This is a genomic window from Vreelandella azerica (assembly GCF_013112225.1).
Classification (GTDB): Bacteria; Pseudomonadota; Gammaproteobacteria; order Pseudomonadales; family Halomonadaceae; genus Vreelandella; species Vreelandella azerica.
In genome coordinates, this window is record NZ_JABFHI010000002.1 from 497878 (window position 1) to 520264 (window position 22387).

Here is a 22387-nt window from a genome sequence, read left to right on the forward strand (position 1 = left end):
AATTTCCTGTGTTCACCAGTCCTATGATTAAGGGCTGGTGAATTTTTGCTTGTTCCTTTCCTGCTTTGCCCTTGCTGGACTGCTTTCCATTCAATGGTGCCTCTAGGCGGCACTGTTATCTCTCACCTCAAATCCCTCTTATTAATAATTGTATTCAGTTTTTTCTAATTAAACGACATAAAATGCACTAGAACACTTTAATCAAACGTGTCTAATGTCATAAAAAGCTGGTGAAAAGCAATCAGTCGGCTAACCAGCAAGGAGAAATCCATGAAAAAACTCTATACGGCTTCTGCTATTGCTGCGGCGCTTCTAAGTGCTCCCCTGGCTGGCCAGGCGGCAACCGGTCAAACCAGTGTTTCTTTCAATCTTCCGGGTATCATCATTCTTCATTATGTCAGCGACGTGACCTTTGATGTGCCCGCCAGCTACTTTGGTGGTGCTGATCAGGCTTTTGATGACAGCGTAGCCAAGACTCTATCCGGTTTTGATGACGATGCTAGCGTAGATATATCAGGTGGCCCGTTAGATGCCAGCATTGACGCAGTTACCGCCTACATTCGCAATGCCTGGGCGGTACGCTCAATTTCCGCCACTGGTGAGTCTCAGATTGGAATTACTCTTGATACAGCCACGGCAACTCATGCTTCGGCAGGTAGTATCGGGCTTAGCAACGCTCAGGTCAGTGCGGACGGTACCGCCTTTGGTGCTACAACGACTTTTGATTCTCCTGGTATGAGCAGAATTAACGCTGAGTATGGTGATGTCAGCCTCGAACTTGATATGAGCAGCGCGACCTCCGCAGGTGAGTATACGGGCGCTCAGTACACCATCGAAGCCACCAATATCTGATTGATGAGCGGGCAATGCCTCTTCTGTCACTGACAAAAAGCGCCAGAAAACCAAGCCACCTGTGCCTTAGCGCAGCGTGGCTTTTTTGTGGTGTGGTGCTCAGCTTGTGGTCATCCAGTGCCTCAGCGGCACAGGATTGCCAAGGAAAGAAACTCAACATCAATGGCAATGGCCTGGATTTCGGACAAATATCCCCTGGGCAGCTTGGGCTTTCTTCCTATGATATGGCGCTGGGTGCATCACCAACAGGGCCCACTCAGGTCAGTGGCCCCAGGCAAATCGAGATATTGCTGTATGGGGCAGCCTATTCAGGCATGCCTGTATGGCTGACGCCAGAACTTGTATCTATCAATGACTGGGACTGGCGCTGCCGTATGAGAAGACCGGTCAATGGCAACAATATAGTGGTGAATTACCAACTGAACGCGGCATCCGGGCAAAGTGGTGGTTTAAGTATTGGTGGGCAATTTATACCAGTGACTCTGGAAACAGATATTTCTGTTACTCCATTTAATCCTCAATTTGTTGAGGTGATAGGACGCATTCGCGCTTATCCGGATCTATCAGATCTGACTGTGGCCGGTGATGCACAAGGAACGCTACAGATTGAGGTCTACGAACAATGAAGCTTCTTATCTTCCTGGGTATCCTGCTCGCCTGCTTAGCTGGCCAGGCGATGGCCCAAGCGCCCGCTCAGATTTCAGTTTCCCCAGATGTTTTCCGGATCGATATAGATGACAACCAGCCCCATTCTCTGACGGTGATGAATCTGTCGGACAGAACTATTGAGGCCACCACCAGCGTATCAGGCTGGACGCTGGAAAATGATCGGGTGGTTCCGACGCCGCCCACGCCCGCAAGCCTGGATCAATGGATCATACTCAATCCGGTTGATATGAAAATTGCCCCGGGCGAAAGTCAGGTCGTGCGCTTTGCTATCCGTCCTTCTTCCGAGCCTAAAAGGGGTGTGAAGTGGACCCCAAAATTTGGACAGGTGCCTAAGCTATGATTCATCATCTCCACAAGGAGGAGAATCATGAGCAAGAAACGCAAACAATACAGCGCATCATTCAAGTCCAAAGTCGCTCTGGCCGCCATCAAGGGCGACCAGACCACATCCGAAATTGCTGCTCGTTTTCAGATCCACCCCACCATGGTCAGCACCTGGAAGCGCGACTTGCTGGAGAACGCTACCGACCTCTTCGAAGGCAAGAAGAAGGTCGGCAAGCAATCCGATGAGCCCAGCACAGACGAGCTGTACCGTGAGATTGGTCGACTGACGGTGGAACGCGATTTTTGTCGCGCAAGCTCGATCAGTAAGCCGCCAACAGCGGTTGGCAATGATCGAGCGTGGTCATCCCCAAATCAGTCTTTCACGCCAGTGCGAGCTGCTCAAGCTGAGCCGCTCATCGGTGTACTACGTCCCTCGTGAGCCATGTCAGGAGGATCTGGACCTGATGTATCTGATTGATCAGCAACACCTGGAAACGCCGTACTATGGCTCTCGCAAGATGCGTGCCCATTTGCAGCACCAGGGCTATCGGGTCAATCGGAAGCGGGTGCAGAGGCTGATGCGCACCATGGGCATTCAGGCGGTGTATCCACGCCCCAGAACCAGCATTCCGGGCGACGGGCACAAGGTTTATCCGTACCTGCTCAAAGGGCTGAAAATCGACCGCCCCAACCAGGTGTGGGCAACAGATATCAGCTATATTCCGCTGGCCCGGGGCTTCATGTATCTGGTCGCCATCATCGACTGGTACAGCCGCAAGGTGCTGTCCTGGCGGGTCTCCAACACCATGGACACAGACTTTTGTGTCGATGTCCTGGAGGAGGCTCTACAGCGCCATGGAGCGCCGGAGATCTTCAATACCGATCAGGGTGTCCAGTTCACCAGTGAGGCCTTCACAAACGTTCTCAAAGATCATGGCATCCGGATCAGCATGGACGGCAAGGGCTGCTACCATGACAATATATTCGTGGAACGGCTCTGGCGCAGCGTCAAATACGAGTGTGTTTACCTTGCCGCTTTCGAGGATGGACAACACTTGAAGCAGGCGCTCCACCGGTACTTCTGGCATTACAATCAGACCCGGTACCACCAAACCCTTGATTACCAAACGCCCGATGAGGTGTACTACGGGCAACCCATATCTCTGGCAGCCTGAGTCAGGGAAACAACCGGATTATAGCTTAGGGATACCATCAGGTTGTCCAACTGATTGGGTCCACCTCAGTGAGCATAGCGCCATGCTATGGATACAGGAAAAGCATGCTGCGACCCCCTCGCCAATGGTGAAGGCACGTTTTCGTATTGGCGTGGCTATTTATGCAGATAAAAATCCGGTGGAGCGGGCAGGGCAGTTTATCGCCGCCCATATTGAGCCAGATAAAAATCGGCTGAGGCTGGAGTTCTCCAACCAGGGTAATGCCCATGACCGACCCTCTGGAACTGTGACGCTGGAAAACCGTAACAACCAACAGCAAGCGCCCATTAGCCTATCATTGCCCAAGCGCCCGATATTGCCTGGCAAGAAGGCGTCGCAATACGTCTTGCTGCCCACGCTGCCAACGGGTACCTACATGCTGACGTTGGAAGGTCACTTCTATGACCGTCAACGCGTCTTCCAGCAGCAGATGGAGTTCAGGGTTCCCTAATGTGCAGGTTGCTAAGGATGGTTGGAAAGTGGCTGTTATTGCTTGGCGTGATGGCAAACAGTGCACTGGCAGCCACCCCGGGCCTCCTGTGCTGGGCGCCCTGATTGTTCGCGGTGATGAAATTGCTGCCATCATGCCCCTGATAGGTGATGATGAAGTATGGATTTCTGAAGATGATCTTTTACTGGTGCCAGGGATTAGCCTGGATCAATCCAGCCGGGAACTCATCACACCGCTGGGGCGAACTCCCCTGGCTCGTCTGACTCAGGCCAAGGGCCCGCAGGGGTATATAGCGCTCAGCGCGCTGAAAACATACCTGGGACTAAGAGGCAGCTGGAACCCGCAAACCGTTGCCCTGGAAGTCAGCCCTCCCTGGCCTGTCAGTATGAACAACACCGGCTCGGCGGGGGATTTGCCAGAACCCGATTTTCGGTCACCGTCTTACAGCTTGAACGGCTTGCGCTATGACTACCGCATCAGTGGTGCGGATGGTGCCAATGGTGAGATAGGCCAGGAGCATGAAGTTACCCTTAAAGGACGTTTCAAGCGAGGGCCATGGAGGGCCAGTGCTTACCGTACCAGCGCCGGCCGTGAAGGGCTTAGTGAATTATTCTGGTTAAATGACCAAGACAATTACCGGAGCCTGTTCGGCATTCAGTCCGTTCAGTATGGCTCGGTGCTGCCTGTGACAGAGTTCACCGGCTTACAGCTACAGTATGCCAACTTTGCGCTACCTGACATCAGCAGCCTTTCTAATGCATCGCTGCAACCCAGCTTCGGCCCTGATCAGCGCATTATTGAAGGCGTTGGCCCCTTGGGTGGCACTGCTGAACTACGCCTGGATGGACGCCCTATTGTACGCAGCCGTATCGACTTTGAAGGCCGCTACCGCCTGGAAGTGCCTACCGAAGTGGGGCGGTTTGGCTCTCTGGAAGTATGGATCTATGAGTTTGATCCAAGCGGTGAGCCAATTCGCCGGGAAGATGTTAATTACTTGTCCAATAGCCAGCTTCTTAACCAGGGGCAATGGACCGTTCAGGGTGGGGGTGGAGCCAGTGGGAATGTGTTTGATACGCAATCCGACGGCAGCGGCGGGGCTATCTTTACAAATGCACGGTACGGCATTACTAACCGGCTTACCCTTGAAGGCACCACGCTGCGTGATCAGCAGGGGCGCCAATATTTTGGCACCGGCGCCAGCTTTTTTCCCTTTGATGGTCTACAAGGTCATCTAGGGCTCTACCAGAATGAATCCGGCAATACGGCAGGTAATCTTTCCCTGCAGGGGCAGTGGGGCCGCCACCAGTTGCAGGGCTACTGGAACGAACGTAAGCATGGTTTTGTCGATGATCAGCGCCGAGTCAGTGGGCAACTGGATGCGTCACGGCAGTTTACACTTGGCTCAACGCGTCTGGGGTGGCTGGCGCGTCGGCGAGTTAATGACACTGAAGAAGCGTCCTTTGCACTGCCTTATTTCCATTCTTCCCCAACGGCTTCTTTACGTCTGAGTTCAAAACCGAATTTCAACGGAGACTATCGCAGCGAAGTTCATTATCGGCCATCGCGGCCCTGGCACTTCCAATACCTGAATGAAGCATCTGACGACACAGTGCGTGTGGACTACAACGTTTCTCAGGCCTGGCAGGTCTATGTGTCACGTCAATGGCGCGAAACACAGACGCGCGATGAAGCCGGCTTTGGCTGGTTCTCTCCCCAGCGTGAAGGGCTCTATGTGCAAGGCGCCCTGATTGATGAACAAGATGGATTCGGCTATCGGGTTAATCTGCGCCATCGCCTGCTGCCTGGTCTTTATGCAAACCTGAACGTCACACAGCGTGCTTTACCCGAGTTACCCGGTTTCGAGCAGGTTGAAAACTCGGATACCTTGGTGTTTCTGGAACTCAGCGCAGATTTTGGTGTTAGCGGTGGTCGTTTGTATCCCGCCAGGGCGCTAAGCGGTAGCCAGAACCTGCGCGGCAGTCTTTATGGCACTGTGCGGCTGCCGGATGGAAGCCTTGCACCGCTGGATAACTTACGGCTTCTGCTGGATGAACAGCCTCGCAGAGCAGGCGGTGCGCCTGGCCGCTTCGCCATGGACAATATCACTCCCGGCACCTACAAGGTGCGCTTGGACCCTTCATCACTACCTATTGAATACTCACCAAAAGGCGGTGCTTATTGGGTTGAAGTGGAACAGGGCGCCACCACTGCGCTGAATTTCGATGTCGCGATTGAATATGGAGTGGCAGGGCAGGTCAGCCTGTCAGGTGGTCAAGATGCTCAGGCAATACAGGTCGAACTGGCATCAACTCAGTCTGATTTTTACCGATCTGCCTGGACAAACCAGTTTGGCTACTACCGTATCGATGGTGTGCCACCGGGTGATTACACACTCACTCCGGTAGGGCTTGACTCCCCATCACGTCATGTAAAGGTCGATAATGACTTTGTATTTGGTCAGGGTCTGATCCTCACAGCGCCGCTGCAAGAGACCTTGCGCTGAAGAGGATTTCTGCGTTGATGAACAACCGCAGCGTCAGTTTTTATAGCAAGCTTCACCCCTTTTGCACGGCTTTCAATACCGGCTGGGCAAGCAGCCAGCCGGCGATGATAAACGCCAGCATACCCGCAATAATCATCTCGAAGGTGATGCCCGCACCCAGTATCCAGCCGAGAATCGCCGGGGCGATGCCGGTGGAAAATACCATGGAAGCACTCAGCGCTGAGCGTGCCTGACCAAGGTGCTCAGCGCCCCATAGCTTGATCAACAAACCCGAGGCGACCATTTCCTGTGCGCCGGTGGCTAGCCCGCCGCCAATCATCAAGGCCCAGACGCTGATATTGCCACCGATCAGCATGGCGACGAGCATGGCCAGAGCGTAAGGCAGCAGATAGTAGCGGGCCAGTTTTACCGGCCCGATTTTATCTACCCAGCGTCCTCCTAGCAGGGAACCCGGCAGTTTGGCCAGCCCCATGCCGGTCAGGGCAAGGGCATAAACGGCCAGTGAGCTGTCTAACGCTTCGGTAAGCTGAGCCTGATAGATAAACAGGCCTGTCATGGTGATTGGCAGTGCCATCAGCAGCGGTAGCAATAGCCAGAAGGAACGCTCGCGGAAGGGTTTTGGCCCACGGGTATCACGCTGTGAAGGCTTCTTGCCTGGTGCTGGTGGCCAAGTGCCCTTAATGAGTAACCACAGCCAGGGCAGGGCAATGGCAGCGGCGAGTAGCCACCAGAAACCTTGCCAGGTAAGCCATATCAATCCGGCGGCCACCAGAGGAGGCAGCAGGGCTTCGCCGAGGGGAATGCCAAGACCGACCAGCCCCATGGCACGCCCGCGCAGGTGGGTAAACTCGCGAGCGGCCAAGGTGTTGCCCAAGTGGGTCAGCAGCCCCTGGCCGCATAGGCGCACCAGGCCTAGGCCCAAGAGGCCAAGGCCCCACCAGGGAGAAAATGTCAGCAGCATGATGCCAGCTACTAGCAGCAGGAGTACGATAGTGGCAAAGCGGCGCGGAGCCACCCAGTCAATGCTGGGGCCAAAGTGCAGCATGATAAAACCAGCGCTCAGGGTGATCAGCGCATAACCGGTACCGAACTGGCTAATGCTCAGGTTCAAGTGGTTGGAAATCGGTGCCTGGAACAGGCCGATAAAAAAGCTTTGCCCCAGGCTGGAGGTGAACATGGCTAGAAAAGCGATGCTCAGTAGCGTTCGGTGCTCGCGTAATAGCGTTCGATATCCCATGACACAATCTCAACAAACGCGCGAAAAGCCGTTAGTGTAGCAGGCTGGGCTGTGGCAGATAGATACAACATAAAAGGAGGCTCCAATGAACCATCCGGAACTGGATATGGCGGCGATCCAGCGCAAACTGCTGGCGCTGCGCGAAGAGCTGCAGGCCGAGAGTGCGAGCAGCGAATCCTCCCGCGATACGGTGGTGCTGGATCAGACCTCGGTGGGGCGTTTGTCACGTATGGATGCCATGCAAGGGCAAGCCATGGCCAAGGCAGAAGAAGAGCGTCGCCAGCGGCGCCTCAAGCTGATTGGTGGAGCCCTGGTGCGTATCGATAACGAAGAGTTCGGCGAATGCATCGAATGTGGCGAGTGGATTGGGGCTAAACGGCTTGAGTGGGACCCGCTGGTGCTCAAGTGCATCAATTGCGCTGAGTAACGGCCATGACTGACGAGGACGCGATCAAAACGCAGCACTTTGAACTCCATAGCCGTAACCTGACGCCTGAGTATGTGGCTCACAGCCATGAATTCCATCAGCTGATACTGGCCACCAGCGGTACCACCGAGCTTGCCATGGAAGGCCGAGAAGAGCGGGTGACCGCCCGGCGGGGATGTCTGATTCCGTGTACCCGACATCATGAATTCCAGGGCGATGGCTGCAACCGTACCTTGGTGCTGGATATTCCCATTACCTATCTGGCGACACTGGAAAAAGGCGACGAGATTGCCCGGCTGTTCGATAAACCGCGCTTTTTCAACGTCCCGACCAGGCTTAACCAGCTCACCCATGCGCTGGCACAGCAGCTGGAGCAGTGCCCCGGTCTGCAAAACGAGATTGCCGTTCTGCTGCTGCGCGCCCTGACCATGTATTTACAGGATGTGCCGCAAGCGTCTGTCAGCCAATTAGGTGCGCCGAGCAGGCTCAAGCTGAGTGGAAAACACTGCATCAGCGAGCGCCTGGATCTTAAGCGCCTGGATGACTGGATCGACCAGCACCTGGCCGATGATATTCGCGTCGAGCAGCTGGCGGCCCTGTGTGCCCTTAGCCCTGGACATTTTCATGCCTGTTTTCGTGAGCTGACCGGCGTCACGCCGTTGGCCTATGTGCAGCGCCGCCGCCTGGAACATGCGCGCACCCTGGTGCGCCACAGCGCCCTGAGTCTCGGACATATTGCCATGCTGGTGGGCTTTCGCGATCAGGGCAGTTTCTCGCGGGCCTATCGCCGCTATTATGAGATTGCGCCTTCCTCGGATCGCTGATGGTTCAGTGCTTGCCGCTTTGGCCCGTTGGCAGGTATCAGCGGATTTGCGGGCAAAATATTCTGAGTCTGGGGCAAGCGCTATGGCCAGCAACTTCGTACTCTCAAAGTGTTATTGCTATTCACCCTATTTTGAGAGAAGACGCCATGAGTGTGACTTACCACGACAGCAACGCCCGCATGAGCCAGATTGCCGTTCACAACGGCACGGTTTACCTGGCAGGCCAAGTGCCCACGGACGCTTCAGCGGATATGCAGGGCCAGACCGAGCAGGTACTGGCACGTATTGATCACCTGCTGGCCCAGGCCGGTACCTCCAAAGAGCACCTCGTCTCCGCGCAGATCTGGGTCACCAGCATGGATGAGTTTACTCAGATGAACGCCGCCTGGGATGCCTGGGTCGTGCCGGGGCGCCCGCCCGTGCGTGCGGCAGTGGAAGCCAAGCTCGCCAAGCCGGAATGGAAAGTGGAAATCATGGTCGTGGCCGCGTTGCCGGAGGCGTGATATGCAGGTCATCTCTGCTGCCGATGTCGAACGTCATCTGGGTTGGGAAGGGCTGATCCAGCGCCTGAAATCCACTTTTGTGGATGGGGTGGAATCGCCACCGCGCCATCACCACGCCATGCATCGCCCGGATGGTGAAGCCACCATGCTGCTAATGCCCGCCTGGGAAGAAGCCGGCTACATTGGCGTCAAGATCGTCAATGCCTTTCCGCAGAATGCTGATCACGGTATCCCGGCGATTTCCGGCCTTTACCTGTTAAGCGAAGGCAAACACGGCCAACCGCTGGCCTGTATTGATGGCAGCGAGCTGACCCGTCGCCGCACGGCGGCAGCCTCTGCGCTGGCAGGGGATGTGCTGGCCAAAGAAGATGCTGACACGCTGCTGGTCGTCGGCACCGGCAAGCTAGCCCCTATGGTGATTGAGGCTTACGCCAGCGTACGCCCGATCAAGCGGGTGCTGGTGTGGGGGCGCAGCCAGGCCAAGGCGAATGCAGTGGCCGCCGAGTATGCCGACCGTTTCATCACCGAAGGCGTCACCGATCTGGCCTCAGCGGTGGGTGAGGCCGATATCGTCAGCTGCGTCACGCTCTCTACTGAGCCACTGATCAAGGGCGAGTGGCTGACCCCAGGCACCCATCTGGATCTGATTGGCGCCTTCCGCCCGACCATGCGCGAAACCGATGGCGAATGCCTGCGGCGTGCCGATGTCTTCGTCGATACTTACGCAGGCGCCAAAGGCGAAGCCGGGGATATTCACCAGGCAATCGAGGAAGGCTGTTTCGCGTTTGATGATATCAAAGGCGACCTGGCCGAAGTGCTTAAAGGCGACAAGCCGGGGCGCACTGACGATGAAGCGATAACGTTATTCAAGTCAGTCGGCGCCTCGCTTGAAGACCTGGCCGCTGCTATTGAAACCTGGGAAAACATGGCTAACGCCTGACAGGGTGAACGATTGATGAAATGTTTTTACCATCCAGATCAGGCACGGCATGCGCCGCCTACCTTTCTATTACGTGGCCAGCCGGCGCCCTCCCCGGAAGGGCCGGTGCGCGCTGAATTGCTCAGCGAAGGTCTGGCGGCAGCGGGCTTGAGCCTGACGGCCCCGATGGAAACGGATTCACCGACGCTGCGTAAGCGTCTGGAGCAGATTCACACCCCGCGCTATTTGCAGTTTCTGGAAACCATTCATGAGCGCTGGCATGCCATGCCGGGGGCGTCTGAGCTAGTCGCGCCCAACGTTCACCCCTGTGGCGGTGCGCGCCATTATCCGCGCCACCCCATCGGGCAGGCAGGCTTGCATCTGCATGATATGGCCTGCCCGCTGAGTGCCACCAGCTTTCAGGGGGCGCTCGCGTCGGCATCAACGGCGGTCGCTGCTGTCGAAGATGTGCTGCGTGGGGCTGCCCGTTCCTATGCCTTGTGCCGCCCCCTGGCCATCACGCCGGGCCGGATAACGCCGGTGGCTTTTGTCTGATCAACAATGCAGCGCTGGCCGCCAGCGTGCTGCGTGAGAAAGTCTCTAAAGTCGCTATCATTGATGTTGACCTGCACCACGGCAACGGCACCCAGGATATCTTCTACACACGGGGTGATATCTGGACGGGCTCGGTGCACGTTGATCCCACGGATTTCTATCCCTTCTTCTGGGGAGGCGCCGATGAAACCGGCACTGGCGAAGGGAAAGGGGCCAACGTTAATCTGCCACTGCCGTTGGGCAGCGATGGCGAGACCTATCTGGATGCGGTGGCGACCCTGATTGAGCAGCTCAACCACTTCCAGCCAGAGGCTGTGGTGGTGTCGTTGGGGTTGGATATCCACAAGGACGACCCGCTGGCCGGGTTAAGCGTGGAAACCGAGGAGTTTGTGGCCCTGGGCGAGCAGCTGAGCGCACTTTCACCGCCTACCGTGGTGATTCAGGAAGGTGGCTATCCGACCGAGCATCTAAGCGCTAACCTGACCGCCTTTATGCGCGGTTATCTGCGAGGCTGAATGAGTGAGGCAGGGTTGATAAAGACAGGCTTTTACTGGCATGAACGCTGCTTCTGGCATGATCAGGGCGCTATTGGGGTGTTTTCCGCGCCAGGGGAGTTTCTGCAACCGCAGGCTGCCTCGGAAAGCCCCGAGAGCAAGCGGCGGCTGAAGAATATTCTTGAAGTTAGCGGCCTGATCGATGGCTGGCGCCAACAGTGGGAGCACAATGCATGACACCGCTTTATGATCGCGATGGCTGGATCTGGCAGGACGGCGAATGGCTGGAATGGCGAGAAGCCAAGGTGCACGTATTCACCCACACCCTGCATTACGGCATGGGCTGTTTTGAAGGTGTGCGCGCCTATGCAGGCGAGCAGGGCACGGCGCTTTTTCGGGTCGCTGAACACACCCGCCGACTGGCAGAAAGCGCCCATGCGCTGGATATCCCGATGGATTTCAGCGAAGCCGCGCTGATTGATGCCCAGCAGGAATGCCTGCGAAAAACAAGCTCACCAACGCCTACCTCAAGCCAACGGTGTTTCTCGGTGCAGAAGGCCTGGGCCTGCGCGCCAAAGGGTTAAGCACCCATGTGATGATTGCCGCCTGGGATCTGGGGCCTTATCTATCGCCGGAGGCCAAGCGTTGCGGGCTGCGCGCGCTGACCTCCTCCTGGGCGCGCCACCACGTCAATATCAGCCTGTGCCGGGCCAAGACCAGCGGCCACTACGTCAACTCCATGCTGGCGCTGAATACCGCCGTCAAGGCTGGGTTTGATGAAACCATCATGCTCGACCCGGAAGGCTACGTAGCCGAAGCCTCGGCGGCCAATGTCTTCCTGCTGCGCGATGGCGTGCTGCACACCCCGGAAGTCACCTCCTGCCTGCAGGGCATCACCCGCGACAGCGTGATTCAGCTTGCCCGCGACGCACTGGGCATCGAGGTGCGCGAGCGACGCATCACCCGCGACGAACTCTACACCGCCGATGAAGCCTTCCTGACCGGCACCGCCGCAGAAATCCTCCCGTTGCGTGAACTGGACGGACGCAAAATCGGCTTCAGGGCAGGCGCCCCCGCCGTAGATGCCCCTATCCCTGACGACAGCGTCACCGCCCGGCTACAGCAAACCTACCAGCACGCCGTCCGCGGCGAACTGCCCGCGTTCAAGCATTGGTTGATGCCCGCATGACCTGATAGCAAGATGCCCTGAACGGTTCAATCCAGGCAGGGCATGTTGCTCCCTTGTGTGATGACGTAAACTGTCGGGCCAATAAATCGATTTATCAGATAACGACATGACCAGGGATGCGGCATGGCTCACTTACTGCGTATCGTGATGATTCACGGCCACCTCGACGGCGTGGTCGAGTTAAGTCTGGATGGTCACACCAATATCTGCGGCACCAACGCCTCCGGCAAGACGACCCTGCAGCGTCTGGTGCCGGTGTTCTATGGCGAACTGCCTAATCGGGTGGTGCCCAAAACGCGCATGAAATTCGATGCGTTCTATCTGCCCAACAGCAACAGTTACCTTGTCTACGAATATCGCCGTGAAGCGGGTAGCCTGTGTCAGGTGGTATTGACCCGTGGGACGAATGGCGGCGTGGAATACCGTTTTGTGGCGGCCCCTTACCAACCTCAAGATTACCTGCTGGAAAGCCAGGGCAGGGTGGTCGCCCGCGATTATCCGCAATGGCTGAATGGCCTGCGCCATAACGGCATTGCTACCTCCAGCAAGCTCACGGCCACCTCGGAATACCGCGCGGTGATTCAGAACGACTTCACTCCGATCCCCGGTATGGCCTCTCATGGCAACCGTAAAGAAGCGCTCAGGCTGCGCCAGATGGCTGCCCAGTTCAGCCTGGTCAAGCCGGAACACCGCATCCGCCATATGGAAAAGCTGGTCTCGGCGGTGCATGCCAAAGAGGGCAAAATGGATACCCTCAAAACCATGCTGGCGGCGATTTTCGAGGAAGACGGCGTGGAGCTGCCGGTCACCCGGATTCGTAGCAACAAGGCGCGGGACTGGATCGGCCAGATGCGCCAGTCGATGCGTCTGGCGCCCTTGCAGCAGGCACTGGCCGAGCTGCGCGATACCGATGCGGAACTGGCCCGACTCGAGGCCCTGCTGTGGCAGCTCAAGCCCCAGTTGGACGCCGACCGCCACCGCACCGAAGGCGATGCCGCAGATACCGACGCCGCGATCAAGGAACACAAGGCGGCCTTCAAGGCCCAGCAGGAAGACTACGAAACCGCACGCGATGCGTTAAACGACCAGCTCAGCGCCCGTGAAAGTGAGCGTAAGCAGGCCGAGCGCAGCCTGGAAGACCTTCAACAACGCTATGAAGCCTATGCAGACGCCGACATGCCTGCGCTTGAGCGCGACCTGCAGGCGCTGCCGCAACAGCGCGAAAAGCACCAGCAGCTGAAAGAACATCTGGCGTTGATGCAGGAAGCCGCCGAGGCCAGCCAGGCGCGCAAGGAAGAACGCCTGCGCGAGCTGGGGAAACCCTGGCCCGCCAGAGCGAAGAAATTCAGGCCCAGATGGACGCCGTTGGTGAAGAGCAGGCGCAACGCCGTGAAGCCCACTGGAATGACCAGCAGCGCCTGACCGAACGCTATCAGCACCAGCGCCAGACGCTGGATGCCAGTTTTCAGGGGCGTTTGTCGGAAGGCGTGCAGCGTCTGGCCATGCTCAAGGCGGCATTGGAGCATCAAGGCCCCAGCCGCGAAGAAAGCGCCGAGGCCGAACTGGCCCAGGCGCGGCTGGATCAGGCGCAAGGTGCGCTCAATGCGGCGCGTGAGCATCACAACAGCTTGCGCCTTGAACTGGATACCCACAAACGCCAGCGTGAACAGGCCGACAGCGCCTTCAATGCCGCCCGCCAGCAGCTGGCGCTTGCCCAGCAGCACAGCCGCGAACTGCATCGCCAGAAAGATCCGGAACAGGGCAGCCTGCGCCACTTCCTGCGCTTTCATCGCCCCGGTTGGGAGCAGTCTCTGGGTAAAGTGCTGGCACCGGAACTGCTGGAGCGCCGCGATTTGGCACCCGCCATGTTGGAGGAGGAAAACGCCTCCATCCGCACGCCTGAGAGCGACAGCCTGTATGGCCTGCAGGTCAATCTCAATGCCATTGCACTGCCGGATTACGCCCAGGATGAAGCCAGCCTGCTAGCCGCCATCGAGGCCGCCGAGGCCGATGTTCTGCAGGCAGAAGCAGACGTTGAAGCCAAGCAGAAAACTCTGCGTCGCCACAGCGAGCAGGTCACCCTGGCCGAGCAGGCGCTAAGTAAGGCTCGCCTGGCGGTGACCAGCGCTGAAGAAGAGCTTGAGTACGCCCAGCAAGCCCGCCACCAGCTACAGGAACGCCACGCCAACGCCCAGAAGCAGCGTCGTGGCGAACAGGAAACAGCCCTGGCCGAGCAAGAAGCGGTGCAACAGGCCCTGCAAGAAGAACAGCAGGAAGCCCAGGCGCAGCTGGAGGCCACTCATCAAGCCGAGCTTATCGAGCTCAAGGCCGATGCCCAAAGCCAGCAGGACAGTCTGGCCGCGCGTTTGCAGCAGCATAAACAGCAGCTGAACGAACTTAAAAGTGAACACCAGCGCCAGTGCAAGGAGCTGGAGCAGGCCTTTGATCAGGAGCTTCAGGCCAGTGGCGTCGACCCGGTCACCCTGCGCGATACCCGTCAGCGGCTGCAGCAGCTGGAAACGCATATTCGTGAAACGGCGGCTCGTCAGGAGGAACTGGAAAACTATCAACGCTTTATGCGGGTGGAGTGGGGGCAGCAAAAACCGGAACTGATTGAGCAGCTGAGTGAACTGACCCGCAGCTGCGATGAACTCAAGCGCGAGCAGAAAAACCAGCAGCTGGCCTTCAAGGCGGCCCAGGTGAGTTATCGCCAAACCCTCAACCAATTGCAGGAAACCTACCAGCAGGCCGAAGCGCTGCTCGAAGAGCTTAAACCGCTGCTAAAACAGTTGGATGAGCTGGCCTTGAGCGCGGATGCCACGCCCCAACAGGGCGCGCCGGGAGATGTCAGTGAACGCCTGGCACGCGCGCGCCAAGCCCTCAAACAGCGCGCCGAGGCCCGCGATACACTGCGCAAGGGCTGTCAGGAGGTGGAAAGCCAACTGATCAAGGGCGCCAGCAGCGGGTTTGTCGAAATGCTGGAAGGCGAACGCGAAAAACTGCCTGATCGCGAAGACCCACGCCGGGTGCTGCCCCTGCTCGCTGATATGCTCAAACTGCTTGAAGACCAGCAACAGCAGCTGGTGCAGCAGGGGCGCAATATCGGCGATGATCTGGTCAAGTTCTTTACCGTCTTCCGTGATCTTAACCGCCGCATCAGCGCCCAGAGCCGTCGGCTTTCCGACGAAGTGGCGGACGATCTGCGCCTGGAAGGCATCACCAAGGCCGAAGTGCAGATCCAGTCAACCATCGACGAGCTGGGATTTTGGGAACCACTCAAGGACTTCGCCCAGCGCTATCAGCACTGGATGCAGGCGGGCTATACCCTGCCCAGCGATGACTATCTGGATGCCCTGGCGGATGTGGTCGATCTGCTGCGCCATGATCAGCAATACAGCTTTGAAAGCCTGCTGCGCCTGGAACTGCACCTCAACGAAGGCGGTGCGGATCTGATTATCCGTAATGATCGCCAGCTGCTGGAATCCTCCAGCCACGGCATGGCCTACCTGATTCTGTGCAAGTTTCTGCTGGCCTTCACCCGGCTGCTGCGCGGCAAGGCCGAGATCGCCATCCACTGGCCGATTGATGAAATTGGCACCCTGGCCTACCACAACGTCGAGAAACTGTTTGAGGCCTGCGACAGCAACCGCATCCATATTGTCGGTGCCTTCCCCAACCCGGAGTCGGACGTGCTGATGCTGTTCCACCACCGCTACCTGATTGAGCGCGACGCCGATGATAAGGATATCCGCCGCCTGAAACGCATTGAGCCGCGCCTGAGCCCGTTGGCCGCCCGCATCAAGGCGCGCAGCGAGGAGGTAACCGCATGAGCGAGATCAACCTTGCCAGGATGCTCAGCCATGGGCCTCTGCTGGAACGCCTGCTGGCCGGCGAATTTGTCTGCGCGGTAAGCGATGAAAGCGCGTTTCGCCAGCTTCAGGACGACAGCCTGCGTGAAGCGCTGGATGCTTATCTGCGCCCGCTCAACCGGCGGCTGGCCAGCAACGACGAAGGCAGCGTGTATTTCCTGGCCTGGCGGCAGGTGGATGATGCCGCCCGCGAACAGCTTTCCCGCCAGCTTAATGACACGGTCAATCATCTGCTGCCGCTGCTGGAATGGCTGCAGCTGGTGCAGGAAGCGCTGGGGCGTGATGCGGTGCTGGCGCCAGGAGATGTGCTCAAACCCGGCGAACTGCAGGCCAGAAGCGAAGACAACCCCAGCCTGCGTGAGCGCATCGAACGGCTGGCCACCGACAGCTTTTTTGGCTCCCAGAGCGAACAGCTTGATGCCCAGGTCAAGCAGGTGTTCAAGCGCCTGAAAGAGCACGGCTACTTGTTGCAGCCCCACAGCGACCGCCAGGTCTATCGGGTCACCGGCAAGATCGACTACCTGATTGACTGGGTGCGCTTTATTCGCGATGAAGAGCAACTGCCGATTGATACACAGGGCGAGGCCAGCCAGGAGACGCTGCTGTGAGCCAGCTCAACGATGCCCAGAATGCGCCGCTGGAAAGCCGTTTGCTGACCACCGGCGTTGAACGGCTGGCGCTGATTGGGCGCCATGCCGACGTTCTGATGCAAGGCTACACTCAGGATGAAGTGCCCCTGGAAGGGCTGAGCAGTAACGCCCTGCGCAAGTTGCTTGCCGCGCGACTCCTGTGGCGCCCGGACGAGCATAGCGGCGTCAAGCTGACGCCCAAGATGCGCGAACTGATTGCCGATATGGTGGCGGATGAATCGCGTCGTCAGGTGAACGCCGATGTGGCTGACACCCTGGAGCAGATTCGCACCCAGGTCGCCAGTTACCGTGAATCCAGCCAGTTGGGCGATTACTGGCAGCAGGAACAGCAGCTGTTGCGCCTGCGCCAGACGGTGGATGACCTGAACGGCCGCTTTGCCGATGCCATCGACAGCCTGTGGCAGCGGCTTAACAGCGATTTCGGCTTTGTCAGCCGCTTGAATGACAAGGTGCGCGAGAACGAACGCGCCCAGAAGCAGGTAGTGCGCCTGCTGGATGGCCTGGCGCTGATCGATTTCGACGAGCTGATTGATCTGGTGGGTAGCGATGGCACCCTGCGCAAGCTGCTGATCAGCCAGCTTCAGCAGCAGCTTAGCCAGCACTTCACCAGCCTGCGCGAAGTGCAAAGCCGATTGACCGAGCTGATGGCGCGCTTTCGGCGCATGCAGGCACGTAGCCGTCTGGTGTCGGGTATGGCCGCCTTTCTGCGCGAACATCCCGGCTTCACGCCGGGCAACTACGCCCGCCGCAGCGAGGTGCCAGAGCTTTGCAACCGTGCGGCACCGCTGTCAGCGGCTGGGTCTGCGGCGCTGGATCACCATCACGATATGGCCCTGCTGGGCAGTCTGTTGAAAAACCTGCCCAGCGTAACGCACTCTCCTGAGGTAACAGCCGCCGCTGGCCCCACGGTGATGGCAGAAAGTGCCATGGTGGCTGCTCGGCAGCAGGCCCTGAAGCAGGATGTTGAAAATTTCTACCTGCATGTGGTCGATAGCAGTGCCGATGAACCCCTCAGCGCCCTGGCCTACCTGCAGGCAAGCGAGCTGACCTGGCCCGAGGAAATCTGGCTGTATCAGGTGATTGCCGAGTTTCAGGGGTTGGGGCAGCACGAGCAGCAGGCGTTTGATTGGCAGCCGAAAGAGAGCAAAGCCAGCCCCTTTAACGATGTGCGCCTGATTCATGATGTGGCGCTGCGCTTTGCAGGAATTGCATAAGGAAAGGAAAGGGTATGAAACTGTCCGGTCGGGCGCGCAAGAACCTGAATGAAGTGGATCATCTACTGCGCCGTCATCCAGAAGTGGTCAAACCGCGCCGCCAGTGGGTGGATGATGTGGTGGCCTGGTGCCATGAAAACCATATCGACCCCGGCCTGCGTCTGAATGGCCGGGAGCTGCATTTTGACCGCGAGCTGATCAAGCAGATCAACACCACCCTGCTCAGCCAGGGGCAGCCGCCGGTTGGGCGCTCACTTAGTGGCCTGACCAGCCTGGAACAGGCCAAGGAAGGGTTTGACGAAGACAAGGGCAACCGTGAAGGCCCGAGAGCCCAACGGGTGCTGGTCAACGCACCTGCTGACCAGCCTGAATGGCTGGGTAAGGCATCGCGAGCAATTCACGATGTGGATTGGCGCGGCATCCGGCTGGACGCCTGCGATACGCTGATTCAGGTGGAAAACCTCGACTGCTTCTACCATTTCGACCCCACGCGGCTGACGCTGGAGCATTGCCATAAACCCTTGATAGTTTACCGAGGCGACAGCCAGTACGGCGGGGCCTTCCGGCCCCTGGCTGAAGCCTGGCGGAAAACCCGTAAGGCACATTACTACGTCGGAGATTTTGACGTAAAAGGCGTCAGCATCGCGCTTTCCAGCAACGCCACCGCGCTTTTGGTGCCACCGCTACAATGGCTGCAGCACCACGCCACCGGCTTCCACGACCCGCCAAAGCAACTAAAATACCACCCCGCGCTGGAGCGCCACCGCAACGCACTCCCCGCCGCCCACCCGCTGCAGCCCTACCTGGCAATCCTACTCGGCTCACACCGAGGTCTCCGCCAGCAATGGTTCGAAACCCTGGTCAGCGTGCCGCTGCACCAGGAGTGAACAAGCACCCAACACCGTCATTCTGAAAGCACTTCAACACCGTCATTCCCGAAAGAAACCCCATACCGTCATTCCCGAATGGGGTAATCGGGAATCCATTTTGACTTTGCCAAAAGAGGCACAAACGTAGGGTGGCTTCGCGTAGCAAGCCACCAACTCGCCGCAGGCGAGCCCTGTAAGCAGCCTGTTATATCAGCCAACATCTACCAAAAGATGTTAGCCAAAGGCTGGGATTAAAATAAATTAACTGCTAGTCTTAGACTAGTTGAGTAGTGAGAGATAACGAGAATAGTTAAATATAGATTTACTTTTTATACAGTGTTATTGAAACAGCAAATGCTGCACGCAAGCGATTTCTGCAAATGCAGCCTAAGAAGTATTAATTTTGTTGAGAGTCATGCAGTTATATCGGAAAAGGCAGGCTGCATTTGCCCGATAAACGTGCCAGCATGTTCATCCAATCATAGAGCTCGCTGTCTAATACGCTGTTATGCAAGGCGAATCTGAACTCAGAATGAGATAACGACATGGAATATGCAGCAATCGAAGACCTACCTGAGAAAGAAGCTCTAAAAGAATTAAGTTCTTCGGAATTGGATGCGTTAGGGAAGCTTTGGAAAGAAAAGAAAGGTGAGCTTGAAAATTCAGGGGAATATCGAAATTTTATAAAACGAATGCAGAGAGAATGGGCAATTGAAACTGGTATTATAGAAAGACTTTACTCTTGGGATAGAGGTGTAACGGAAACGCTAATTGACCAAGGTGTTGACTCGTCACTTATTAGCCATGTAGGTGGTATTAATAGAGATGAGGCAGAGAATATAGCTAGAATGATTCAGGACCAACAGAGCATTGTTGAAGGACTTTTTTTTCCTTTGTAAAAGGAGAGCAGCCGTTTTCCGAGCATTTTATACGTTCAATGCATGAGCAGTTAACGGCCCATCAAGACTTCACAGAAGCTCTGACGACAGAAGGAAAGATTATTAAAGTTGCCTTGCTTAAGGGGCAGTATAAAAATCAACCAAACAATCCTAAGAGGCAAGATGGCAGCATTCATGAATATTGCCCTCCGGAATTGATAATTGACGAAATGGAGCGTTTTGTAGCTCTTTACTCCCGATACGAAGAGGCTCATATAGCCCCGGAAATTCTATCAGCTTGGCTGCATCATCGATTTACACAAATTCATCCTTTTCAAGACGGGAATGGAAGGATTGCTAGAGCAATAGCGTCCCTTGTTTTTCTTAAGTCAGGGCTTTTTCCCTTAGTTATAAGAGATTCTGACAGAGAGATTCAATACTTTCAGCACTAGGAATGCAGCAGCAGGTAGAGCAAGCGAAACATTCTCAGCAAATCATAAAAAATGCGATAGCCTTGCTAAGCAAGAAGTCCAGAGCAGAAAAAGATCAGATACAAGCCGTATATCAAGTGGCTGAAGAGTTACAATTAATTGTGGAAAGAAAGCTCGGTGAAATTCAAAAGATTTTGGATCCACAGCTATGAAGCATAGACTCAGTTGGCACAGAAACTTATAACGCGAGTATAAGATCAGCAATGGATGGTGATGCGGAGAGCTATTACTTTAGAAGACAAATCATCGAAATGGCAAAGCTCCATGACTACTACGCGAACTGTGATAATTATAAGTCTTGGACAAGGGTGGTTGTATATGCAGAAAAGATATTCGAAATAGTGTTTAGTATCCATGGATATGGCCACAGCAATAACGGCGTGATGGTCGTCTCGGGCTTTACGTTTGAGAAAATACCCTCAGAAGATGGTTCAGAGTCTACTGATGCCAAACCATGCAACCAAGATCTTTTTCAGTTTAACTATCTAGAGGAAAAAGAAAGCATCAAAAAGAGATTTAATGATTGGCTTGATGAGTCTATTACTTTTGCTTTGGCGGAGTGGCAGAGAACAATTGCATAACCAAGCCATGAAATTCGCTCCCTACGGTCGCCGGACCTCGTTTCACTCGGCCGTTTATGGCAGGCGTTAGGTATATCTAATCAGGAGGCATTTAAGTATGGCAACCATGACAAACTGCATTTTCAATGGTCGCACTATTGGCATTGATGAGGCTATTGAGATTAAAGACAGCGGGTCAAGCGCTGCCCTCGATTTTCGGTGTACGGAGTGCAATCAGCACGTCCGTCCTCACCGGTCAGGTGGCCATGCAGCGGCTCATTTTTAACATCTTAAGCGCAACTCAGATTGTTCGCAAAGCCATGTTGCGCGTTAAACTTAACAATTGGTTTCAGGGCAACCCGTAAAAGCGGCATTAAGCAGTCGTGTTGCGCCTAACGAGGTTGCAGAAGCGCGTGGCAAGATGCGCTGACCCAGAGGTGCCGCATATTTCTCCGCGGACCTTGCTATAATGAGAGCAAGGTCGACGTCAACCCTCCGGGTCTGCAAAAGCGCTTATCGTGATTACCTTCCGCCATCTTGAGGTGATTCGTGAAGACCTTGGGGCTCAGGGGGTAACCATTTGATAAGCGTGAGGCTGCTCACATAAAAGTCCAGGCCAATATCCTGGTGATCTTGTTTCCCTGCTTCATCTCTATTTCCCTGCAATCAATGGCGCCAAGCTTGGCAATCAGCTTTTTGGCGGGCTTAACGTTTTCGGCTTTTGAAACCAGGCTGGTAAACCAGCGGCATTGAGTGGCATACACCTGGCTTTCCTTTATCAGCTTTTTCAGAAAGAGCTGTTCGCCCCCTTTGCACCATAGCTCTGCTCCCAGCCCGCCGAAATTCAGCGAGGGGGATCTTGTATCGGTGTTTTGCTCACCGCGATGACGGGCCAGGTTATTGAGCTTAAGCTGGTTGCCTTTAAGTGCTTCATCGAGCGAGGCGTGGAAGGGTGGGTTGCACACGCTGACGTCAAAGAACTCACCGGCTTGAATGATCCCTGCAAAAATCTGATGTTTGTCGTGCTGCATGCGCAGCGTAAAGCGCTCTTTGAGCTGGGGGTTGTGGGCGATAATGGTGGCGACGTTGTCAAGCGACTGAGGGTTGATGTCACTGCCCACGCACTGCCAGCCGTAAATCTGGCAGGCCAGTAGCGGGTATATGCCATTGGCTCCCGTCCCTATATCAAGCAGTTTGACGCCGGGCTGTTCACGCTCGGCGCCAATTCCAGGCAGGTCCGCCACGTAGTGGATATAGTCAGCCCTGCCTGGAATGGGAGGACAAAGCGCGCCCTCCGGAATATCCCAACCGACAATATTGTAGTGCCAGCTTAATAACGCGGCGTTGAGGCGCTTGACGGCCAGTGGGTCTGCGAAATCGATGGAAAGGTTGCCATACGCATTGGGTTTTACATGGCGGGCCAGTGCCGGGTGGCTTTTTACCAGCGTTGGGAAGTCATAACCCTGGTTGTGCAGATTCCTCGGGTGCAGGCCTTTGTGGGCAGGCTTGGTCTGGCTTTTTGTACTTCGATGGCGGTTGCTAGCAGTCATAGGCCCGTGGCTTGGAGTTTTAAGAGTCGAATGGGTGCGGCGGCGTTCGTGATTATAATCTTAATCTGGGTGATGCGGGTACTTGGCAGCTCAAGGCGCGCGAGAAACGGCCTACACCGAAACGATGGCCCACAAAGCCGACGCT

The 22387-nt window shown here is 56.3% G+C and carries 20 protein-coding genes and 4 pseudogenes; 22 read left to right on the top strand and 2 right to left on the bottom strand.

What is annotated here, in order from left to right:
- The first annotated feature begins 270 nt into the window (after positions 1-270).
- The 6 genes from HLB35_RS06375 to HLB35_RS06400 all read left to right on the top strand — a co-directional run bounded on the left by HLB35_RS06375 (position 271) and on the right by HLB35_RS06400 (position 6013).
- Entirely contained in the window at positions 271-852 is a 582-nt protein-coding gene (locus tag HLB35_RS06375; RefSeq protein WP_171701938.1) for a hypothetical protein, read from the top strand.
- A gap of 104 nt (positions 853-956) precedes the next feature.
- A complete protein-coding gene (locus tag HLB35_RS06380) occupies positions 957-1478 on the top strand; it encodes a hypothetical protein (protein WP_171701939.1) in 522 nt (173 codons plus the stop codon).
- Positions 1475-1861 (top strand): fimbrial biogenesis chaperone, encoded by a 387-nt coding sequence (locus tag HLB35_RS06385; RefSeq protein WP_171701940.1) that lies wholly within the window; start codon positions 1475-1477, stop codon positions 1859-1861. Before HLB35_RS06380 ends, HLB35_RS06385 begins: the two co-directional genes overlap by 4 nt.
- A 27-nt stretch (positions 1862-1888) precedes the next feature.
- Positions 1889-3020, top strand: a protein-coding gene (locus tag HLB35_RS06390) for an IS3 family transposase (protein ID WP_422822424.1) whose coding sequence is annotated in 2 segments (ribosomal slippage) — positions 1889-2148 and positions 2147-3020 — 1134 coding nt in all. Because the reading frame shifts where the segments join, the coding sequence is not laid out codon by codon here.
- Positions 3021-3102: 82 nt separating this feature from the next.
- The gene (locus tag HLB35_RS06395; RefSeq protein ID WP_171701942.1) at positions 3103-3510 is read left to right on the top strand and encodes a hypothetical protein; all 408 of its coding nucleotides are present in this window, start codon (positions 3103-3105) and stop codon (positions 3508-3510) included.
- Between the two features lie 28 nt (positions 3511-3538).
- On the top strand, positions 3539-6013 hold the full coding sequence (locus HLB35_RS06400) for an MSCRAMM family protein (RefSeq protein ID WP_171701943.1): 2475 nt from the start codon (positions 3539-3541) through the stop codon (positions 6011-6013).
- Between the two features lie 52 nt (positions 6014-6065).
- Here the strand turns inward: HLB35_RS06400 and HLB35_RS06405 are convergent, their stop codons facing one another.
- Positions 6066-7250 (bottom strand): MFS transporter, encoded by a 1185-nt coding sequence (locus tag HLB35_RS06405; protein ID WP_171701944.1) that lies wholly within the window; start codon positions 7248-7250, stop codon positions 6066-6068.
- Between the two features lie 85 nt (positions 7251-7335).
- On the opposite strand from HLB35_RS06405, the gene HLB35_RS06410 reads away from it, so the two are divergent.
- From HLB35_RS06410 to HLB35_RS06480, 16 genes and pseudogenes are all read left to right on the top strand, one after another.
- The gene (locus HLB35_RS06410) at positions 7336-7677 is read left to right on the top strand and encodes a TraR/DksA family transcriptional regulator (RefSeq protein WP_171701945.1); all 342 of its coding nucleotides are present in this window, start codon (positions 7336-7338) and stop codon (positions 7675-7677) included.
- A 5-nt stretch (positions 7678-7682) separates the two neighbouring features.
- The gene (locus tag HLB35_RS06415; RefSeq protein ID WP_171701946.1) at positions 7683-8501 is read left to right on the top strand and encodes a helix-turn-helix transcriptional regulator; all 819 of its coding nucleotides are present in this window, start codon (positions 7683-7685) and stop codon (positions 8499-8501) included.
- A 146-nt stretch (positions 8502-8647) separates the two neighbouring features.
- Complete coding sequence (locus HLB35_RS06420; RefSeq protein WP_171701947.1) at positions 8648-9004, top strand: RidA family protein; 357 nt, start codon at positions 8648-8650, stop codon at positions 9002-9004.
- A gap of 1 nt (position 9005) precedes the next feature.
- Positions 9006-9944: a bifunctional Delta(1)-pyrroline-2-carboxylate/Delta(1)-piperideine-2-carboxylate reductase gene (gene lhpI, locus HLB35_RS06425; RefSeq protein WP_171701948.1), complete on the top strand. Its 939-nt coding sequence runs from the start codon at positions 9006-9008 to the stop codon at positions 9942-9944.
- A 15-nt stretch (positions 9945-9959) separates the two neighbouring features.
- Positions 9960-10993, top strand: a pseudogene (locus HLB35_RS06430) (histone deacetylase family protein).
- 15 nt (positions 10994-11008) lie between these two features.
- Positions 11009-11176 (top strand): annotated as a pseudogene (locus HLB35_RS06435) (class II histone deacetylase); the annotation flags it as partial.
- A gap of 29 nt (positions 11177-11205) precedes the next feature.
- Positions 11206-12161, top strand: a pseudogene (locus HLB35_RS06440) (branched-chain amino acid transaminase).
- Positions 12162-12284: 123 nt separating this feature from the next.
- Positions 12285-13583 carry an ATP-binding protein gene (locus HLB35_RS17830; protein ID WP_268895887.1) on the top strand — a complete coding sequence of 433 codons (1299 nt, stop codon included), beginning with the start codon at positions 12285-12287 and terminating at the stop codon, positions 13581-13583.
- Positions 13517-15991 carry an ATP-binding protein gene (locus HLB35_RS06445; RefSeq protein WP_268895888.1) on the top strand — a complete coding sequence of 825 codons (2475 nt, stop codon included), beginning with the start codon at positions 13517-13519 and terminating at the stop codon, positions 15989-15991. Before HLB35_RS17830 ends, HLB35_RS06445 begins: the two co-directional genes overlap by 67 nt.
- A 20-nt stretch (positions 15992-16011) precedes the next feature.
- Positions 16012-16638, top strand: coding sequence for a condensin complex protein MksE (locus tag HLB35_RS06450; RefSeq protein ID WP_171702173.1), 627 nt, complete (start codon positions 16012-16014; stop codon positions 16636-16638).
- Positions 16635-17894 carry a hypothetical protein gene (locus HLB35_RS06455; RefSeq protein WP_171701949.1) on the top strand — a complete coding sequence of 420 codons (1260 nt, stop codon included), beginning with the start codon at positions 16635-16637 and terminating at the stop codon, positions 17892-17894. The genes HLB35_RS06450 and HLB35_RS06455 overlap by 4 nt, the downstream gene beginning before the upstream one ends.
- Positions 17895-17908: 14 nt before the next feature.
- Positions 17909-18781, top strand: coding sequence for a DUF7281 domain-containing protein (locus tag HLB35_RS06460; protein ID WP_171701950.1), 873 nt, complete (start codon positions 17909-17911; stop codon positions 18779-18781).
- A gap of 527 nt (positions 18782-19308) precedes the next feature.
- Positions 19309-19662, top strand: a complete 354-nt coding sequence (locus HLB35_RS06465) for a hypothetical protein (protein WP_171701951.1) — start codon at positions 19309-19311, stop codon at positions 19660-19662.
- A gap of 23 nt (positions 19663-19685) precedes the next feature.
- Positions 19686-20093: pseudogene (locus HLB35_RS06470) on the top strand (Fic family protein); the annotation flags it as partial.
- A gap of 2 nt (positions 20094-20095) precedes the next feature.
- On the top strand, positions 20096-20284 hold the full coding sequence (locus HLB35_RS06475) for a hypothetical protein (protein ID WP_171701953.1): 189 nt from the start codon (positions 20096-20098) through the stop codon (positions 20282-20284).
- 51 nt (positions 20285-20335) lie between these two features.
- A complete protein-coding gene (locus HLB35_RS06480) occupies positions 20336-20713 on the top strand; it encodes a hypothetical protein (protein WP_171701954.1) in 378 nt (125 codons plus the stop codon).
- A 578-nt stretch (positions 20714-21291) separates the two neighbouring features.
- Here the strand turns inward: HLB35_RS06480 and rlmF are convergent.
- Positions 21292-22242 (bottom strand): 23S rRNA (adenine(1618)-N(6))-methyltransferase RlmF, encoded by a 951-nt coding sequence (rlmF, locus tag HLB35_RS06485; protein WP_171701955.1) that lies wholly within the window; start codon positions 22240-22242, stop codon positions 21292-21294.
- Positions 22243-22387 lie beyond the last annotated feature (145 nt).

Coding starts and splice junctions, on each gene's coding strand:
- HLB35_RS06375 (WP_171701938.1), top strand. CDS start 271: ATGAAAAAACTCTATACGGCTTCTGCTATTGCTGCGGCGCTTCTAAGT.
- HLB35_RS06385 (WP_171701940.1), top strand. CDS start 1,475: ATGAAGCTTCTTATCTTCCTGGGTATCCTGCTCGCCTGCTTAGCTGGC.
- HLB35_RS06395 (WP_171701942.1), top strand. CDS start 3,103: ATGCTATGGATACAGGAAAAGCATGCTGCGACCCCCTCGCCAATGGTG.
- HLB35_RS06405 (WP_171701944.1), bottom strand. CDS start 7,250: ATGGGATATCGAACGCTATTACGCGAGCACCGAACGCTACTGAGCATC.
- HLB35_RS06410 (WP_171701945.1), top strand. CDS start 7,336: ATGAACCATCCGGAACTGGATATGGCGGCGATCCAGCGCAAACTGCTG.
- HLB35_RS06415 (WP_171701946.1), top strand. CDS start 7,683: ATGACTGACGAGGACGCGATCAAAACGCAGCACTTTGAACTCCATAGC.
- HLB35_RS06420 (WP_171701947.1), top strand. CDS start 8,648: ATGAGTGTGACTTACCACGACAGCAACGCCCGCATGAGCCAGATTGCC.
- lhpI (WP_171701948.1), top strand. CDS start 9,006: ATGCAGGTCATCTCTGCTGCCGATGTCGAACGTCATCTGGGTTGGGAA.
- HLB35_RS17830 (WP_268895887.1), top strand. CDS start 12,285: ATGGCTCACTTACTGCGTATCGTGATGATTCACGGCCACCTCGACGGC.
- HLB35_RS06445 (WP_268895888.1), top strand. CDS start 13,517: ATGGACGCCGTTGGTGAAGAGCAGGCGCAACGCCGTGAAGCCCACTGG.
- HLB35_RS06450 (WP_171702173.1), top strand. CDS start 16,012: ATGCTCAGCCATGGGCCTCTGCTGGAACGCCTGCTGGCCGGCGAATTT.
- HLB35_RS06460 (WP_171701950.1), top strand. CDS start 17,909: ATGAAACTGTCCGGTCGGGCGCGCAAGAACCTGAATGAAGTGGATCAT.
- HLB35_RS06465 (WP_171701951.1), top strand. CDS start 19,309: ATGGAATATGCAGCAATCGAAGACCTACCTGAGAAAGAAGCTCTAAAA.
- HLB35_RS06475 (WP_171701953.1), top strand. CDS start 20,096: ATGCAGCAGCAGGTAGAGCAAGCGAAACATTCTCAGCAAATCATAAAA.
- HLB35_RS06480 (WP_171701954.1), top strand. CDS start 20,336: ATGGATGGTGATGCGGAGAGCTATTACTTTAGAAGACAAATCATCGAA.
- rlmF (WP_171701955.1), bottom strand. CDS start 22,242: ATGACTGCTAGCAACCGCCATCGAAGTACAAAAAGCCAGACCAAGCCT.